15 protein-coding genes are annotated in these 17,502 nt (G+C 47.2%); all 15 read left to right on the top strand.

The window, feature by feature from the left end; genetic code table 11:
• The first annotated feature begins 273 nt into the window (after positions 1-273).
• Entirely contained in the window at positions 274-1,434 is a 1,161-nt protein-coding gene (locus ACNI23_RS14225; protein ID WP_420249631.1) for an ATP-binding protein, read from the top strand.
• Entirely contained in the window at positions 1,434-2,345 is a 912-nt protein-coding gene (locus ACNI23_RS14230; protein WP_420249633.1) for a response regulator, read from the top strand. Before ACNI23_RS14225 ends, ACNI23_RS14230 begins: the two co-directional genes overlap by 1 nt.
• Before the next feature lie 60 nt (positions 2,346-2,405).
• Positions 2,406-3,182 carry a type II secretory pathway component PulC-like protein gene (locus ACNI23_RS14235; RefSeq protein WP_420249635.1) on the top strand — a complete coding sequence of 259 codons (777 nt, stop codon included), beginning with the start codon at positions 2,406-2,408 and terminating at the stop codon, positions 3,180-3,182.
• A 14-nt stretch (positions 3,183-3,196) separates the two neighbouring features.
• Positions 3,197-4,408 carry a type II secretion system F family protein gene (locus ACNI23_RS14240; RefSeq protein ID WP_420249636.1) on the top strand — a complete coding sequence of 404 codons (1,212 nt, stop codon included), beginning with the start codon at positions 3,197-3,199 and terminating at the stop codon, positions 4,406-4,408.
• A gap of 7 nt (positions 4,409-4,415) precedes the next feature.
• Positions 4,416-5,414: a KpsF/GutQ family sugar-phosphate isomerase gene (locus ACNI23_RS14245; RefSeq protein ID WP_420249638.1), complete on the top strand. Its 999-nt coding sequence runs from the start codon at positions 4,416-4,418 to the stop codon at positions 5,412-5,414.
• A gap of 111 nt (positions 5,415-5,525) precedes the next feature.
• Positions 5,526-7,493, top strand: a complete 1,968-nt coding sequence (asnB, locus tag ACNI23_RS14250) for an asparagine synthase (glutamine-hydrolyzing) (RefSeq protein ID WP_420249640.1) — start codon at positions 5,526-5,528, stop codon at positions 7,491-7,493.
• Positions 7,494-7,570: 77 nt separating this feature from the next.
• The gene (locus ACNI23_RS14255; protein ID WP_420249642.1) at positions 7,571-8,545 is read left to right on the top strand and encodes an FkbM family methyltransferase; all 975 of its coding nucleotides are present in this window, start codon (positions 7,571-7,573) and stop codon (positions 8,543-8,545) included.
• Between the two features lie 124 nt (positions 8,546-8,669).
• Positions 8,670-9,728, top strand: a complete 1,059-nt coding sequence (locus ACNI23_RS14260; protein ID WP_420249643.1) for a glycosyltransferase family 4 protein — start codon at positions 8,670-8,672, stop codon at positions 9,726-9,728.
• Positions 9,725-10,330, top strand: coding sequence for a sugar transferase (locus ACNI23_RS14265; protein ID WP_420249645.1), 606 nt, complete (start codon positions 9,725-9,727; stop codon positions 10,328-10,330). Before ACNI23_RS14260 ends, ACNI23_RS14265 begins: the two co-directional genes overlap by 4 nt.
• A 1-nt stretch (position 10,331) precedes the next feature.
• Positions 10,332-10,952 carry an acetyltransferase gene (locus ACNI23_RS14270; RefSeq protein ID WP_420249648.1) on the top strand — a complete coding sequence of 207 codons (621 nt, stop codon included), beginning with the start codon at positions 10,332-10,334 and terminating at the stop codon, positions 10,950-10,952.
• A 133-nt stretch (positions 10,953-11,085) separates the two neighbouring features.
• Positions 11,086-12,222: a DegT/DnrJ/EryC1/StrS family aminotransferase gene (locus ACNI23_RS14275; RefSeq protein WP_420249650.1), complete on the top strand. Its 1,137-nt coding sequence runs from the start codon at positions 11,086-11,088 to the stop codon at positions 12,220-12,222.
• 3 nt (positions 12,223-12,225) lie between these two features.
• Complete coding sequence (locus ACNI23_RS14280; protein WP_420249651.1) at positions 12,226-14,097, top strand: polysaccharide biosynthesis protein; 1,872 nt, start codon at positions 12,226-12,228, stop codon at positions 14,095-14,097.
• Positions 14,098-14,195: 98 nt separating this feature from the next.
• Complete coding sequence (locus ACNI23_RS14285; RefSeq protein WP_420249652.1) at positions 14,196-14,723, top strand: winged helix-turn-helix domain-containing protein; 528 nt, start codon at positions 14,196-14,198, stop codon at positions 14,721-14,723.
• A gap of 38 nt (positions 14,724-14,761) precedes the next feature.
• A complete protein-coding gene (locus tag ACNI23_RS14290; protein WP_420249653.1) occupies positions 14,762-15,919 on the top strand; it encodes a DegT/DnrJ/EryC1/StrS family aminotransferase in 1,158 nt (385 codons plus the stop codon).
• A gap of 12 nt (positions 15,920-15,931) precedes the next feature.
• Positions 15,932-17,500, top strand: a complete 1,569-nt coding sequence (locus tag ACNI23_RS14295; protein ID WP_420249655.1) for a Gfo/Idh/MocA family oxidoreductase — start codon at positions 15,932-15,934, stop codon at positions 17,498-17,500.
• Positions 17,501-17,502 lie beyond the last annotated feature (2 nt).

The raw sequence follows: 17,502 nt of genomic DNA on the forward strand, positions 1-17,502 counted from the left end.
AAGATTTGAATAGACCTTAAAACAGTGTTGGCGGCAATGCAATCGCACTTTCCAACAGGTTGTGTTAAATCAGAGCGTGTAAATGTCAAGCACAGTCTGAAAACTATCCTTGCCCATAACCTAGGATTGCGGCACAAGAAGCCGAATGCTCACTAACCATTTCCACGACAAAGCCAAATGAAAAATATATATAAAAGCATATTAGATTACTTATCCGGGCATAGGGAACGGAAAAACAAGCCCCGCATAAAAAGTACAAGCTGGCGCCTACCTGTGCTGGCAAGCTTCTACGTTCTGGCCTACGTAATATTCGATCTTATGGCTGACAGCATTGCCCGACACTATATTTTCTGTATTTTTCTGGTTGTCTCCAGCCTTTATTTCTCATGGCGTCTTGGTGGAAGAGAAACCATGACCTATGTGGGCTTCTTCAATATATTTTTTGCCTTCATCTTTTCCCGGCTGCTCCACATGACAGGAAACTTTTCATCCAAGCTTTTCCTGAGCCGATCTTTTATGACCCTCTATGTCGTAGCCATTATCTTTATGTTTATAATGACCAAACGTAAATCACCCGCAGACCGGGAAAAAGTGGACCGGGAAAAATCCATACGTGATGAACGCCAGAGACGCAGACAACTGGAACTCATGGTTGCCACAGAAAAACTGACCGATGACATGATCACCCAGGCAAATATGGTTAAAGATGAACTTATGGTACTCCAGAATTCCTGGAAATCTCAAATTCATACAATTGTTAATGATCTGCCCAAAGTTAAAGAAAGGGAATTGTACAACCAGATAGTTACCCCTTTTGAAGAAAGCATTGTCGAACACCTGCGCGACCTCGAAAAAAGACTTTCTTTTAAACCGCAGTTGATAGGCCTTGACGAACTTGCAGCAAAACTTACAGATAGGCTCGAAAAGGACCAAAAATACTCCCGGGCAAGGCTGGACCTGCAATTTGATTTTGAAAAATGGATGATCAGGGAAGAAGAAGTTCTGGTTGACCAATACAAAACATGGGAAATCCTGCTCAATTTAATAAGAAACAGCCAGACCGCCATGGAGCTTAGACAAATTGATCTGCTCCGCCAAGGCAGCGAAGAATTCAAAACATTCAAGCCTCGTTTAGCAATCACCGCCGATGTGCAGAATAACTACGCCCGCTTGAGAGTAGCCGACACCGGTGGCGGTGTCTCAGACGACAGTTTGCAGGATCTTTTCAAAAGAGCCGTGCCTTCAGCCAAACGCAACGGCAAAGCCATGGGACAGGGAACTGTCTTTGTAAAATTTTTCGGAGACAATATGGGCTTTGACATATCAGCAAAAAACACTGAAACTTTAGGATCCAAAGGCCTTGAAGTCACCATACTTATTCCATTGGGAACCTTCGGCCCCGCAGGGGCTATTCCAGTAACAGGAGACGAATAATGACCCCGGAACAGGATCCGTATTTTTTTGTTTTGGCAGACGATGACCCACGTTTGCACGAATACACTGTTTCAATCCTCCGCGATGCGGGAATTCTCGAAAAACACGAATCTTTTTACGATCCGGTCTCATTTCTGGCGTTTTTGAAAGAGTCCGAAGAAGAACCGGATGTAATCCTTCTTGATGTCCATTTTGAAGGTTCGGGACTCAGCGGTGTGGATATCCTACCTTACATTCGCGAGGAATATCCCTACATCCCGGTTATCCTTTTGACCGGAATGGATGCCGAGGCCACTGACGAAGCCCAGTCCGATGTATTCACCTACTTCATCCCCAAACCGGTGACCGAAGACCATCTGCTGCGCATGCTCCATTTCTATCTCGGGAAAAGCAAAAAAACCGCAGAGCAGGTCAATACCCTTATGGCTGAAATGGAAGAGGTCAAAGGGTACCACCAATTGCTTGAGGAAGAGGTGGAACAACTTCAAGACGAACAACGGCGACTTGAAGAGCAGAACAAGAGCGAGAAAGTAACCGGAGCCGGTAAGGGGTTCGAAAGAGTCACTGAAATACTTGAATCCCTGCTAACCAAAAGTGAAGCCATGCCAAGTTTCATTGCCGATCTTGAAAAAGTCTACTCCACCCAGTTTAAGCTCTTCAAAAAAGTCATTGAAACCTTGATTCGCTTTGACGTTCAGGATTCCGGAACACCGGGCATGAACATACACAAAGTTAAAGGGACCCAGAACGTTTTCAGTGCCCGGCTGTCCAGAAAGGTAAGGCTCTTTTATTACAGCTCAGCTAAGACCGTAAGGAAAAGGCTATTAAGATTAGACATTTACCATGACACCAAGGGTATGGACAAGTGGATTAAAAACAACTACCATTCTTACGCTGAAATAGAGGAATAGTAATTTTAAATTTTCCAGTGCTGTAACGCTTCTGGAAAACTTTTTAGGATATATTTATATATGGATCTGAAAGCCACCAAATTTCCGGCATGGCTGTGGCCGCTCGCTTTCGGGCTGGCTACGGCGTACCTTGTGTCGTCTTTTATCCCGCTGCCCAAACCGACGGCCCCTATCCTCGGTCAATCATTTTCCTCTGATGCAGCCAGTAAGATTGAAAAAGATTCCAAGCTGATTCTGGAAAAAAATATTCTCAGCCTGGACAACCCTGCTGAAATCCAGAAAAAAGCCACGGTAACTCCTTCAACTTGGATGCTGGTCGGCATTCTCACTGGGGAAACAGATATGGCTGTTTTCAGAATCAAAAATGAAACAATCATCTTGCGCGAAGGAGAGGAGCACGAGGGCTGGACTCTTGCTGAAATCAAACCCCAATATGTTATCTGGAAATATGGCCGTGAGCAAAAGAAAATCGCCATGTGGGATCAGGTTCAAAGCCTGAAGCTTGTACGCGGCAAAACCAACAAGATTTCCGTCAGCAAAGCTGAAACTAAAGAAATTCTGGATGACCCCAATGCATTCCTCAAACAAGCCCTATTCAAGCCCAACTCAAAGGGTGGCAAAACTCAGGGCTTCAGGGTGACTAACATCAGGACCAACTCCCTGCTTAAAAAGCTGGGTCTTGAAAATGGTGATGTGCTCATGCGTATTAACGGAGAGATGATTACCGGCCCGACCAAGCTGCTGCAGGTGTACGGTTCACTCGGTGGTGCTTCAGCCATATCCATCGACGTTGAACGCAAGGGACAGATGCTTTCCCTCATTGTTGAGCTTAAGTAGGAATGTGATCAGAAATGCCCACCTATCAATATCGCGCGGTCACCAAGGAAGGAAAAAAGAAAAAAGGTTTTGTTGAAGCCTCTTCCCAGTCCAGAGCCTTTGCCACTTTACAAGGCAAAGGGCTCATGCCCTTGCGCCTTGAGCAGGTAAAATCCGGACAAAAGGAAAAAAGCTCCACCCAATCCCTGACATCTTCCATCTCCATGAGCGGCAAGATCAGGCTGGGTGAATCATTTTACTATCTTGGTATTCTGCTCCAAAGCGGAACCGCTCTGGCACAATCCCTTGATATGATGGCCCGCATGAGCGGAGGTAGAGCCAGTCATACATGGATGGAAATCCGTGATGCTGTCCAGTCAGGAGAAAGCTTCTCATCCTGCCTCGCTAAATATCCTAAAATTTTTCCACAGGTATACGTGGGCATGGTTCAGGTTGCTGAATCAGTGGGTAAACTTGGGGACGTGCTTGAAAACATTGCCAAGTACGAGGAAGAACGCGCCGAAGTAAGCGGACGACTCATGACCGCCATGGTCTATCCCGTAGTTATCCTGCTCATCGGTATGGGAGCGGTCTACTTCCTGCTTTCTGAAGTACTGCCCAAGATCACCGGTATATTCAAAGCCGCAAAAGGGGAACTGCCCACATCCACCAAAATAGTTGTGGCACTGGGCAACACTCTGGAAAATCTTGGTCCCTTGGCCCTGATCATCCCCTTGTGCCTAATTTTCGCCTTTATCAGCGCCTACAAATCCGTTCCTAAATTCCGGGAGAAGATTGACGGCCTGCTTTGGAAACTGCCGCTGGTCCAGAAATCCACCCTTGCCCGCTTTTCGGGCATTCTCGGTTTCCAGATTGACGCCGGTATTCCCCTTGTGCAGGGAATGGAAAGCTCCGCCAATGCGGTGAACTCGACATTTTTCAAAAAGAAAATGGCCGAAGCCCGTGAAGAGGTTGCCACAGGGCGATCCCTTAGCGCAGTGCTTGCGGAACAAAAGATTTATCCCGATATTTACATCCTTACCCTTACTGCCGGACAAAAATCCGGGGAACTGGGCAAATTTCTACAACGAATGGGTACCATCTTCGAAAGGGATGTGGATAACTTTATGAAACGTGTGGTCGCATTGGCTGAGCCTATGTTACTGCTTTTCATCGGCATGCTCATTGCCTTTATTGTTGTCGCCATCATGGGCCCGATCTTCGACCTCACCTCGCTCGTAAAATAGGTAACAAATGACCGATAAACAACTTTCCGACTTCATTAAACGGGGCAAGGAAGTTCTTCAGATTGAAGAAAACGGCCTCGCCTCCATACGCAATTCGCTCGACCTGAACTTTGCCAAGGCAGTAGAAATGCTGGCCGGCTGCAAAGGCAGGGTAATTATCACCGGACTGGGTAAATCCGGGCTGGTAGGCCGCAAAATAGCTGCCACAATGTCCTCTACCGGAACACCGTCCTTTTTCCTGCATCCTGTTGAAGGCGCCCACGGTGACCTCGGCATGGTAAGGGCTGAAGACGTTGTAATTTCCATCTCAAACAGCGGCGAGACTGATGAGCTCAACGCCCTGCTTCCGGCGATCCGTTCTTTCGGTACTAAAATAATTTCCATCACTTCGGAAATAGAATCCACAATGGGGCGACTCTCCGACATTGTAATCAGAACCAAAGTACCCTGCGAAGCCTGCTCCCACGGACTGGCACCAACCTCATCCACCACCGCAGCCCTAGCCATGGGTGATGCTCTGGCAGTCTGCCTTATGGACCACAAAGCCTTTGACAGCCAGGATTTTAAAAAATTTCATCCCGGTGGATCGCTGGGCCGCAGGCTGACCCTATGCATCAGTGAACTTATGCACACCGATAAGATCCCCGCAGCCCCGCAGGACGGCCCCCTTGCTGAAGCACTGTCCGTGCTCGACAAAGGCGGTCTGGGACTGGTTGCCCTAACCGATGGGAAAAAGCTTTCCGGTGTCATCACCGATGGTGATGTGCGCAGACTGGTCTGTTCCGGTAATTTCGATAACCAAATTTCCGCCAGCGAAGTCATGATCGAAAATCCTCTGCGCATTACGCCGGACATGTCCGCAGCGCAGGCGCTCGATATCATGGAATCCAAAGAGATCACAGTACTGCCCGTTGTAAACGAAGAAGGCGCACTTACAGGCATGATTCATCTGCATGATCTCTTAGGCAAGGGCAGACTCAAATTTGCTGAGAGCACAAGGAATTAAAAATTTTTTTTATTTAAATCGGCGAAGCCCTAATAAAAGTTTTTGGGATTCTTAAACCCTTTTTACAAAAATGGTTTAAGGCCCCCGGCTGGGCCGCCGGAGGCATAAAAAATGTGTGGAATCGCTGGTTTTATTGATCTTACACGCTCGTCAGATGAAAAACGTCTGGAACGCATAGCCCGTAAAATGGGCGACGCCCAGAACATGCGCGGCCCGGACGGTTCCGGTCAATGGTCCGACCCGGAATGGGGCGTAGGCCTTGATCACCGCCGCCTTGCTATCATCGACCTTACCGAAGAAGGCGTGCAGCCAATGCACTCCAAATCAGGTCGCTATGTCACTGTCTACAACGGTGAAATATACAATTACCGCGAGTTGCGTGCGGAACTTGAACAGACTGAAGGCTTTCCGGGCTGGCGCGGCCATTCCGATACCGAAGTCATACTTGAAGCTGTTGAACAATGGGGCTTTGAAGAAGCCCTGAAACGGTTCAGCGGCATGTTTGCCATCGCAATCTGGGACCGTAAAGAACACTGCCTGCTGCTTGCCCGCGACCGCATGGGCGAAAAACCGCTCTACTATTCCATGCAGGGTGGCAATTTCCTATTCGGCTCAGAGCTGAAAGCACTCATGGGCTACAAAAAATATTTCAACCGCGAAATAGACCGCGACTCGCTGGCCGCTTACCTACGCTATTGCTACGTTCCCGGGCCCCGCACTATTTTCAAAGAGACTTTTTCCCTGATGCCCGGTACTTGGACCTGTTTACGGCCAGACGGGGAACTCATGGAACCACGGCCTTACTGGTCCCTGCTTGACTGCGCTCGTGAAGCCGAAAATAAAATTTTCACCGCACCGGACGAAGCGATTGTCGACACACTGGAAGACCTGCTGCTCAAGGTCATTGAACGGGAAATGATCTCCGATGTACCGTTAGGAGCTTTCCTTTCAGGCGGAGTCGATTCTTCACTAATCGTATCCCTTATGCAGCAATGCGCTCTAGCTCCGGTCAAAACCTTCACCATCGGTTTTGACGATGAAGCATACAACGAAGCGGACGATGCCAAGGCCGTAGCCAAGCATATCGGTACTGAACACACCGAACTGTACGTTTCGCCGCAAGACGCACTGGATATCATCCCCCAGATTCCGCAGATCTGGGATCAGCCTTTTTCCGACTCTTCGCAGATTCCCACCCACCTTGTCTCGCGCATGACCCGTGAACATGTAACTGTGGCTCTGTCTGGAGACGGTGGAGACGAGCTTTTCGCAGGTTACAACCGCCATTTCAGAGGCTGCTCGCTATGGCGCAAGCTGGAAAATGTTCCCGCGCCACTAAGAAAAATTGGCGCAAGGATGATTTCCAACATTTCTCCGCAGAGTTGGAACAAAGTATTCAAAATGTACGGTCCGCTTTTACCGCCGGCACTGCAGATGCGTCTTCCCGGACAGAAGCTGCACAAGCTTGCCGATGTAATGGGCGCAGCCTCCGCATCTGAATACTACCGGGACCTGACCTCCATCTGGCTTAACCCCGAAGCTGTTGTACGCAATGCGACAGAATTCCGGGGACCGTTCCAGCACCCAAACCGCCAGCCGCTGCAGGACAACCTGACTGCGTGGATGCAGTTCATGGATGCAGCCAACTACATGGTCGATGACATCCTGACCAAAGTGGACCGGGCAGCCATGGGCATCAGCCTAGAAACCCGCGCACCGTTTCTCGATCATGAAATCGTTGAGTTTTCCCAGCGTCTGCCCATGCACCTGCGTATCAACAATGGACAGGGCAAACATATTTTACGCGAAATTTTGTATAAGTACGTTCCGCAAGAAATGATCGAACGCCCGAAAATGGGCTTCGGCGTTCCCATAGACAGCTGGTTGCGCGGACCGTTGCGCGGTTGGGCCGAAGATCTGCTGGCCCCGGACCGCTTGGATCGGGAAGGATATTTCAATACCGGCCAAGTGCGCCTCGCTTGGAACGAACACCTGACCGGTATTAAAGACAACCAGTACAAAATCTGGAGTGTGCTGATGTTTCAGAGCTGGTGTGAGAAGTGGGAGATTCCGACCTAAAATGGAGTTCCATTTGTTGACTTTCAAATAACTTTAATCTTAACAATACCATTTGACTTAATAAAAAAGGATTAAAAATGAGTAAAATTTATCTCTATGCACGCGATTTATACCATAATATATTGGAAAGATACCCTAATATTCCTAAAGACAACATCGCGATCCAAACATACCGTTTTTTAAAAAGAGCTACCATATTAGCTGCCCAAGCGTTTGAGACTATAAAAATTAAAGATAAAATTTCATGTGATCTTCTACTCTTCACCAGCAAATTTTTATTTTCAAACGACTTAACTGATTTATACTATGTAATCGAAAAACATACTAAAAAGAACGGTCGTCTTGAATTTGACATCGCATCTTTGCCATTGATGCAAAACGATATTGATAAAAGTAGTTTGGCCGCTCACTTCTTTAAGTATCTTTCCCACAGAGATCCTGTGTGGTCCAAATATCAAAAAGGTATCGTAGCATTCTTAAGAACTGAAGAAGGTTACGAGATGGGAGAAGTTACTTTCGGACAAGATGAAGTGCTTATTGATGCAGGTGCTAACTTTGGCATATTCGCAGCAGAAGCAGCCAGTCAGGGTGCAATTGTTTATGCTTTCGAACCTATCCCGGAAGCATATAAATACTTAATGCAGACCGCTGAATTTAACAATAATATTAATCCGGTAACCATGGCGTTGAGCACCCAAAAAGAAACATTGAAGTTCGAATATAGTCCATCACAATCATTGGGAAGTACCTCATGTGTTATGACTAGAAATTCTAACAACTATATTGAAGTAGAAGCAATTTCTCTTGATGAATGGGTACAGGACAACGGAATTGAAAAAATAGATTTTATTAAGGCAGACATTGAGGGAGCTGAAAGATACATGCTTGAAGGAGCTTCTTCTGTACTAAAGGACATGGCACCCAAGTTGGCCATATGCACATATCACCTTCACGATGACAAAGAAGTTTTAACCGACATTATCTTGAGGAAAAACAGCAATTACATAATTTCTTACAGTCAGTATAAACTGTTTGCATACGTTCCCAAATAACAAAAGAACAAATCCCGGCCCCTTCACCCCAGAAGGGGCCGACAAAACAAACCTTCTGCCATTGCCCAAAAAAATTGCAGTTATCGGTGGGTACGGCCCATCACTCATAAATTTCCGAGGCCCGATGCTCAAGGCAATGAAAGCCGCCGGACATGATATTTACGGCATTGCTCCTTTGGATTCCCCAGAGGTACCCGATAAACTTGAGGCAATGGGCATCCGATTCATTGAAGTCCCCATCCAACGCAAGGGCATGAATCCCATAAAGGATTTGACTGCTCTACTCTCTCTGATCAAAGTTTTAAAAAAGATCAAACCGGACGCAATCCTTTCTTATACAATCAAGCCGGTCATATACGGTTCCGTTGCAGCAAAACTGGCCGGAATAAATAATATTTACTCCATGATTACCGGGCTTGGATATGCCTTCGGGCAGACTTCCGGCAAACGAGGCTTACTCCTCAAACTGGTCAAAAATATGTACCGCACAGGTCTGGCCTGCAATGACGCGATAATGTTCCAGAACCCGGACGACTGTGACTTATTCAAAAAAATGGGCATAATCCCAAACAACAAAGAGACCGTCATCACTAATGGTTCTGGGGTTGATCTCAAACACTATGCAAGTTCGCCTGTGCCTCAAGGAAATCCTGTATTCCTGTGCATATCTCGTTTGCTTAAAGAAAAGGGAGTGCGTGAATTTGCTGAAGCATCCCTGCGCTTGAAGCAAAAATATCCGGAAGCCGGGTTCAGACTGGTCGGTCCGCATGATCGAGGACCTGACTCAATCGCTAACGATCTTATTGCAAAGTGGCAGAATGGCGGAGTTGAATGTACTGGGCCGATTGATGATGTACGCGAAGAATTAAAAGCGTGCTCTGTCTATGTATTGCCTTCATATCGGGAAGGAACCCCGCGCTCTGTATTGGAAGCCATGGCCACCGGAAGACCTATTGTTACCACTGATACAACTGGGTGCCGCGAAACTGTTATCGAAGGAAAGAACGGTTTTATGGTCCCAGTCAAAGATATTTCCGCACTTGAGTCGACCATGGAAAGATTCATCCTCCAGCCGGAGCTATTACAAAGTATGGGGACAGCATCTCTGGAATATGCTCAAGAAAAATTCGATGTTAACAAGGTCAATGCGACCATAATGAAAGCCATGGGACTTTATGAATGACCGTTAAAAGATGTTTTGACCTTGTTGTTTCAATTTCAGCGCTGATAGTTTTCTTTCCAGTGCTGGTCGGAGTAGCCATTGCCATTCATAAAAAAATGGGCGGCGGTATTTTCTTTATCCAGCGCAGACCGGGACTGCATGGGAAGCCTTTTAATATTGTCAAATTTAAAACCATGTCCGATGCCAAGGACGAACACGGTAATTTACTCCCTGACTCAGAAAGATTGAGCAGGTTCGGTAAAATCCTGCGTTCCACTTCACTGGATGAACTTCCAGAACTGGTCAACGTGATTTTTGGAGATATGTCGCTGGTCGGCCCCCGCCCCCTGCTTATGCAATACCTTGAACGCTACAGCCCGGAACAGTCTCGCCGACATGACGTACCGCCCGGCATAACCGGATGGGCACAGGTCAACGGACGAAACGCAATTTCATGGGAAGACAAATTTAAGCTTGATGTCTGGTATGTGGACAACCACAATCTTCTGCTGGATATTAAAATTCTTTACCTGACTGTTGCCCGCGTTTTCAAACGTGAAGGCATCTCCCAGCCCGGACAAGCGACAGCACAGGAATTCATGGGCAATCAGGAAGGGAAATAAGATGAAAAAAATCATCATTATGGGAGCCGGGGGACATGGACAGGTGGTTGCCGATGCATTGCTGCTCATGGAAAGAGCGGAGCCGGTTGCATTTATAGATGAGAATCCAGATCTACATGGCACAGAAATCATGGGGATTCCCGTTCCCGGAGGAAATGCAGCCATCCCAAACATTGAACATGACGCCATTGTTATAGCACTTGGCAACAATGCACTACGTAAACGAATTTTCAACGACCTAATAGAATCTGGCGAAAACTTATTTACAGTAATCCATCCCTCATCAGTCATCGCCCCCAATGTAAAAATAGGTAGCGGCTGCATGATTATGGCCGGGACGGTCATCAACACTGGTGCAGAAATCAAAGACAACACCATAATCAACACCAATGCGACCATTGAGCATCACAACTCAATCGGGCCACATGCGCATGTCGCGCCGGGAGCCACCTTAGGGGGTGAGGCTGTAGTCGGCGAAGAGGCAATGATCGGCATTGGAGCCACGGTATTGCCACGCATAACCATTGGTTCCAAGGCTACACTTGGTGGAGGCTCAACCGCAATTCAAGATATTCCTGAAGAAGCTACTGCAGTAGGAGTTCCTGCCTGCGTCAAAGCCTAGCCTCAGATTACAATATATAAACAATCATTACAGTTGCTTTTGTCGAAATCATGTCGAACTGTACTAAAAGATCAAAATATAATATCAGACCCGATGTTACGAATAATTTTCAGCTTTAAAGGAAATCCTGCAAGTGTCTACAAACAATAAACGCATATATCTTTCTCCCCCCCATATGGGAGGTAATGAACAGGAATACGTCCGCCAAGCTTTTGAAAGTAATTTCATTGCCCCGCTTGGACCTATGGTCAACGGATTTGAGCAGGATTTCTCGGAACTTACCGGATTCAAGCATTGCGCAGCACTTTCCAGCGGCACCGCAGCCCTGCACCTTGCCCTGCGCATTGTGGGGGTTGAACCGGGCGATGTTGTTATCACCTCCTCGTTGACTTTTATCGGCAGTGTAAGCCCGGTTACCTTTCTGGGAGCAGAACCTGTTTTCATCGACAGTGACTACAAAACATGGAACATGGACCCGGAACTGCTCGCAGAGGCAGTGGATCACTATATTTCCAAAGGACGCAAACCTAAAGCTGTCATTCCCACCGATCTTTACGGCCAGTGCGCTGACTATGACCGCATCCTTGAAATTCTTGATCCGCACGGCATTCCACTTATAGTAGATGCGGCAGAATCCGTTGGTGCCACCTACAAAGGCTGTCATGCAGGCAAAAAAGCTCTCATGGCCGCTTACTCATTCAACGGCAATAAAATTATCACCACTTCCGGTGGCGGACTGCTAGCTTCAGACAACAAAGAAATGATAGACCGTGCACGCTGGCTCTCCCAGCAGGCCAAAGAGCCGGAGCCGTACTACGAACACAAGGAAATCGGTTACAATTACCGCATGTCCAATGTTGTAGCTGCTGTAGGTCGTGGACAGGCGGAAGTCATCCCTGCCCGCGTGGCACGTAAAAGGGAAATCTTCAATTACTACGAGCAGGAACTGGGCAGTATTCCCGGTATATCTTTCATGCCTGAAGCGGAGTATGGACAATGCAACCGCTGGCTTTCGGTTATGCTGGTTGATAAAAATGAGTTCGGTGCTTCACCGGATGAAATCCGTATTGCACTTGAAGAAGAGAACATCGAATCACGTCCGGTCTGGAAGCCTATGCATAACCAACCCGTGTTCAAAAATAACACGGTCTTCGGTGGCAAGGTCAGCGAAAATCTTTTTGACCGCGGACTCTGTTTGCCCTCCGGCACGGCCATGACAGCTGAAGAGATGGAAAGAATAGTAGCCCTGATTAAACATTGCGGAAAATAAAGTATGATCAACAACCTGCGTAACGCAAATTTTTACCTCATGGTTCTCTTGGACCTGATGATCTTTAGCGTGGCTTTTTACGGGGCCTACCTATTCCGCTTTGATTTCAGCCTGCCGGAGTTTGCAATCAATCAATGCTTTGAATTGCTTAAATATGCTGTAGTCATAAAATTTTCTGTTTTCCTTGGACTGGGTCTTTATCGTGGCATGTGGCGCTATACCAGCCTGCGTGACCTTTGGCACATCCTTGAAGCCACGTTTCTGCAATCCTTGATTCTGGTTACTATTGTTCTTTACAAATTCGGATTCGGTGGTTTTTCACGAGGTGTATTCATCATCGACTGGATGCTGACTGTTTTCATGTGCGGCGGAATCCGGGTCATTATCCGTTCTTTTTACGCTTTTAAAGACGGTAATTCTATTCAATTTTCACCTGAATCCTGTCCTGTTGGTGGCAATAACGCCCTGATAATAGGAGCCGGACGGGCCGGGGAAAAGGTTGTCCGCGAAATAAGAACGAGCGGACAGCTCAAATATATTCCCGTAGGCTTTCTGGATAATGACAAGAGCAAACGAGGGAGAACAATCCACGGCGTCCCAGTACTCGGTCCCCTATCCGATTTGCAGGAGTTAGTGCAAAACAAGTGCGTCAACGAAATCCTTATAGCTGTGGCTGAAGCATCCGGAGCCGAAATGCGGGAAATAATTGATGCCTGCAAAAAAACCGGCCTGCCCTATAAAATTCTTCCCGGAATGGATGAAATTATTAACGGCAAAGTCGGTATCAAGGCATTACGCGATGTCAGTTATCAGGATTTACTGGGACGTGCTCCGGTGCAATTAGACAACACTGCCATCAGTGAATACCTTTCCGGCAAAACCGTACTCGTTACCGGATGCGGTGGCTCAATCGGTTCTGAGCTGGTCCGGCAGGTCGTCCGCTTCAACCCGGCAAAACTCATCCTTGTGGACGCCAGTGAAGCTAATCTTTACTCGATTCAAATGGAGTTGCACCACGAGCTTAAATTTCACGACTATGTAACCGTACTGGGATGTGTACAGGATGTGCATCTCATGAATGAAACATTCGGTAAATACAAGCCACATACTGTATTCCACGCAGCAGCCTACAAGCATGTACCCATGATGGAACGCAACCCTTGGCAAGCGGTGCACAATAATATCTGCGGCACTAAAAATGTCATGACCGCTGCAGACAAGCACGGAGTGACCCGTTTTGTCATTGTATCCACTGACAAGGCCGTACGCCCCACCAACATCATGGGGGCTTCCAAACGTGTAACCGAACTGCTTATGAGATTGTTCCACAACTCTAAAACAACGTTCATGGCTGTGCGTTTCGGCAATGTAGTCGGCTCTTCGGGGTCAGTTGTCCCCCTATTCCGCCGTCAGATCGAAAGAGGTGGCCCGGTTACCGTGACCCATAAAGATGTCACCCGATATTTCATGTCCATCTCAGAAGCGGCCCAACTCATCCTTCAGGCAGGAGTAATGGCTGACGGTGGTGAAATTTTTATTCTTGAAATGGGTGAGCCAATCAAAATTGCAGATATGGCCCGAGACCTGATCCGCCTTTCCGGTAAAGAACCGGACAAAGACATTGAAATAATCTTTACCGGACTCCGCGAAGGCGAAAAATTATACGAAGAGCTGATTACCGAGGGTGAGGGAATCGTCCGCACTGAGCACGACAAGATTATGGTTCTCAAAGGAGTTGAGAACGACCTTGCCGCATACTGCACCAAATTCGAAAAACAGCTTGTAGAAATGAAGAATGCGGCGGACAAATTTCATGCAGATGACGTCAGAGCCATGCTGCATAACGTGGTCCCCGAGTTTGATGAAGAAGGGTAAAAATCCGTCAAAGAAGTCCCATTTCTTTTCACCCAATTTAATAATTTAATTGCACCAAGATTGACAGTTTGTTCAGAATAACCTAACAAACTCACATCATGCTCAAAGAATTATTTACCTCGAAGACTAGAATTAAACTACTTCTAAAGCTATTTCTTAACCCCGATGTTTCTTCATATCTTAGGGAATTAGCAGCAGAATTTGATGTTTCTCCCAATGCCATGAAAGAAGAATTAGATGGCTTGAGCGAAGCTGGCTATCTGAACAAAAAGAAAGAAGGGCGCTACATTTTCTACAACGCCAACTCTTCTCATCCCTTCTTCCCCGAGATCAGCTCAATTGTACGTAAGTATATCGGTATCGACCAAATTCTTGAGTACATCTTATCCACAATAGGTGATGTAGATTCTGTTTATATTCTTGATGACTATGCCAAAGGCATTGACTCGGGCATCATTGATGTCCTCATCATTGGTGATGGAACAGATTCCGAGCGTATCGGTGATCTTTGCACCAAAGCAGAAGAAGCGATTAAGCGCAAAATCAGAATCATGGTACTGGATACGGAAGAGTTTGAAAAAACAAGTGAAATTTATTTACGACGACCCAATTGGAAGGTTGTCTAATCAATATAAAAACGCATTAAACATGGAGAAATAATCTCATGGGTATACCTTTTATCGATCTTAAAAAACAGTTTTCTATCATTGAAGAACAGGTTCGCTCCAATATGGACGCGGTACTCGATCACGGTGCTTACATCATGGGCCCAGAAATCACCGCTCTTGAAGAGCGTCTTGCCGAATACTGCGGCACCAAGCACGCTCTAGGCTGCGCATCCGGAACGGATGCTCTGACTCTCGCCCTCATGGCATTGGACATCAAACCAGGCGATGCCGTTTTCACTACTCCGTTTACCTTTTTCGCTACCGCTGAAGCTGTCGCTGTTTTAGGTGCAGTTCCGGTATACGTGGATATTGATCCCGTTACTTTTAATATTGATCCTGAGAAGCTCGAAAAGACCATTGAAGCACTTAAGGGAGCTGATAACGGCATGCCCATTCCTAAGGTAGAAGGACTTACCCCCAAAGGAATCATCACCGTCGATATCTTCGGCCAGCCCGCAGACTACGATGCAATCAAGGCTATTGCCGACAAACACGACCTGTTCATCATTGAAGATGCCGCACAGGGCTTTGGCGGTGAATATAAAGGCAAGCGCGCCTGTTCCCTCGGCGATATTACCTGCACCTCTTTCTTCCCTGCAAAGCCTCTTGGCTGCTACGGCGATGGTGGCATGTGCTTCACCGACGATGATGATCTGATCGAACGTTTGCGTTCCCACCGCGTTCATGGACAGGGTCCTGACAAATACGACAACGTACGCCTCGGCATTAACGGCCGTCTCGACACCCTCCAGGCAGCTATCTTGCAGGCAAAATTTGACATTTTCCCTGAAGAAGTGGATCTGCGTGACAAAGTTGCAGACACCTACGCAGAACTCCTCGCTGACGTTGAAGGATTGACCGTCCCCACCGTTCCAGAAGGGTACCGTTCCGTATGGGCTCAGTACTGCCCGTTGGCAAAAGATGGTGAACACCGCGAACGTATTCAAGCAGCATTGAAGGAGAAAGGCGTACCTTCACCCATTTACTACCCCATTCCTCTGCACCTGCAGACTGCCTTCAAAGATCTCGGATATAAAGAAGGTGACTGCCCGATCAGTGAAGACGCTGCGAAACGCATTTTCGCCATTCCCATGCATCCCTACCTTGAAATGGAGCAGCAGGAAATGATCGCTGAAGCAATCAAAAACGCATAAGGGAGGCTCTCAATGAGTGAACTTAAAGTTGCCGTAGTCGGTTCCGGCTACTGGGGCAAGAACCTTGTCCGTAACTATCACCGTACTGGTGCGTTGAAAATGATCTGCGACACCAATGAAGTGGCACTGGCTAACTTCAAGGAACAATATCCTGAAGTTGAAACAGTACTTTCATATGCCGACGTGCTCTCTAACGACGAAATAGATGGAATTGTCATCGCCACCCCTGCGGAAACACACTTTAATCTTGCCAAGGAAGCCTTGCTGGCCGGTAAGCATGTTTATGTGGAAAAACCGCTAGTACTTGATGAACAAGAAGCTGCAGAGCTGATTAAGATTGCTGAGGAGAAAAAACTTATTCTCATGGTCGGCCATTTGCTGCAGTACCATCCCATTTTCGTCAAACTGCGCGAGATGGTTGAATCCGGTGAACTCGGACGCATCAATTACATCTACTCCAACAGGCTGAATCTCGGTAAGATCCGTCGCGAAGAGAACATTCTCTGGTCATTCGCACCTCATGACATTTCCATGATTCTTTCCCTCACCGGTGAAGAACCGGAGAAAGTCATTGCCACCGGCGGCAACTACCTGCATCAGCACATTGCGGACGTCACTACCACTCACCTTGAATTCCCGAGTGGAACCAAGGCACATATTTTTGTCTCATGGTTGCACCCCTTCAAGGAACAGAAATTGGTTGTAGTCGGTGACAAAAAAATGGCTGTATTTGACGATACTCAGGCTTGGGAAGATAAGCTCCTGCTTTACCCGCACAAAGTGGAATGGGAAAACAATATTCCCGTACCCAACAAAGCCGATGCCGAGAAGGTTGAAGTTCCTCAGGATGAACCCCTGTTTCTCGAATGCAAGCACTTCCTTGATTGCATTGACTCCAATGTTCTCCCCAGAACCGACGCAGAAGAGGGCTTACGGGTTCTCAAGGTCCTCAACGCAGCTCAAGAATCCATGAACCGTAAAGGATGTGAAATCCTGCTCAACTCTGCTACCGGAGAAAACTCAGCACAGGTACACGAAACTGCTGTGGTAGATGCCGGAGCTATTCTCGGCGATGGAACGAAGGTTTGGCATTTCTCACACGTGCTGAAGAACACCGTAATCGGTAAAAACTGCAATCTCGGTCAAAATGTTGTAGCAGGCCCTGATGTAACTATCGGCAACGGTTGCAAAATCCAGAACAACGTTTCCGTATATAAGGGTGTAACTCTTGAGGATGATGTGTTCTGCGGACCGTCCATGGTTTTTACCAACGTGTTTAATCCCCGGGCACATGTAAACCGCATGAATGAAGTGCGTGAAACCCTGATTAAAAAGGGTGCGACCCTTGGCGCAAACAGCACAATCGTCTGCGGAAACACTGTCGGCAGATACTCGTTTATCGGTGCCGGAGCAGTTGTTACCAGAGATGTACCTGATTACGCACTCATGGTCGGCACCCCCGCCAAAAGAATTGGCTGGGTCTGCGAATGCGGAGAAATACTTCCGCAGTCCCTTGAATGCGTAAGCTGCAACAAAAAATACGTAGAAAACGGCGAAGACAGCCTGACTCCTAAAAAATAACG

The organism is Maridesulfovibrio pacificus (SeqCode) (assembly GCF_048612815.1).
Classification (GTDB): Bacteria; Desulfobacterota; Desulfovibrionia; order Desulfovibrionales; family Desulfovibrionaceae; genus Maridesulfovibrio; species Maridesulfovibrio pacificus.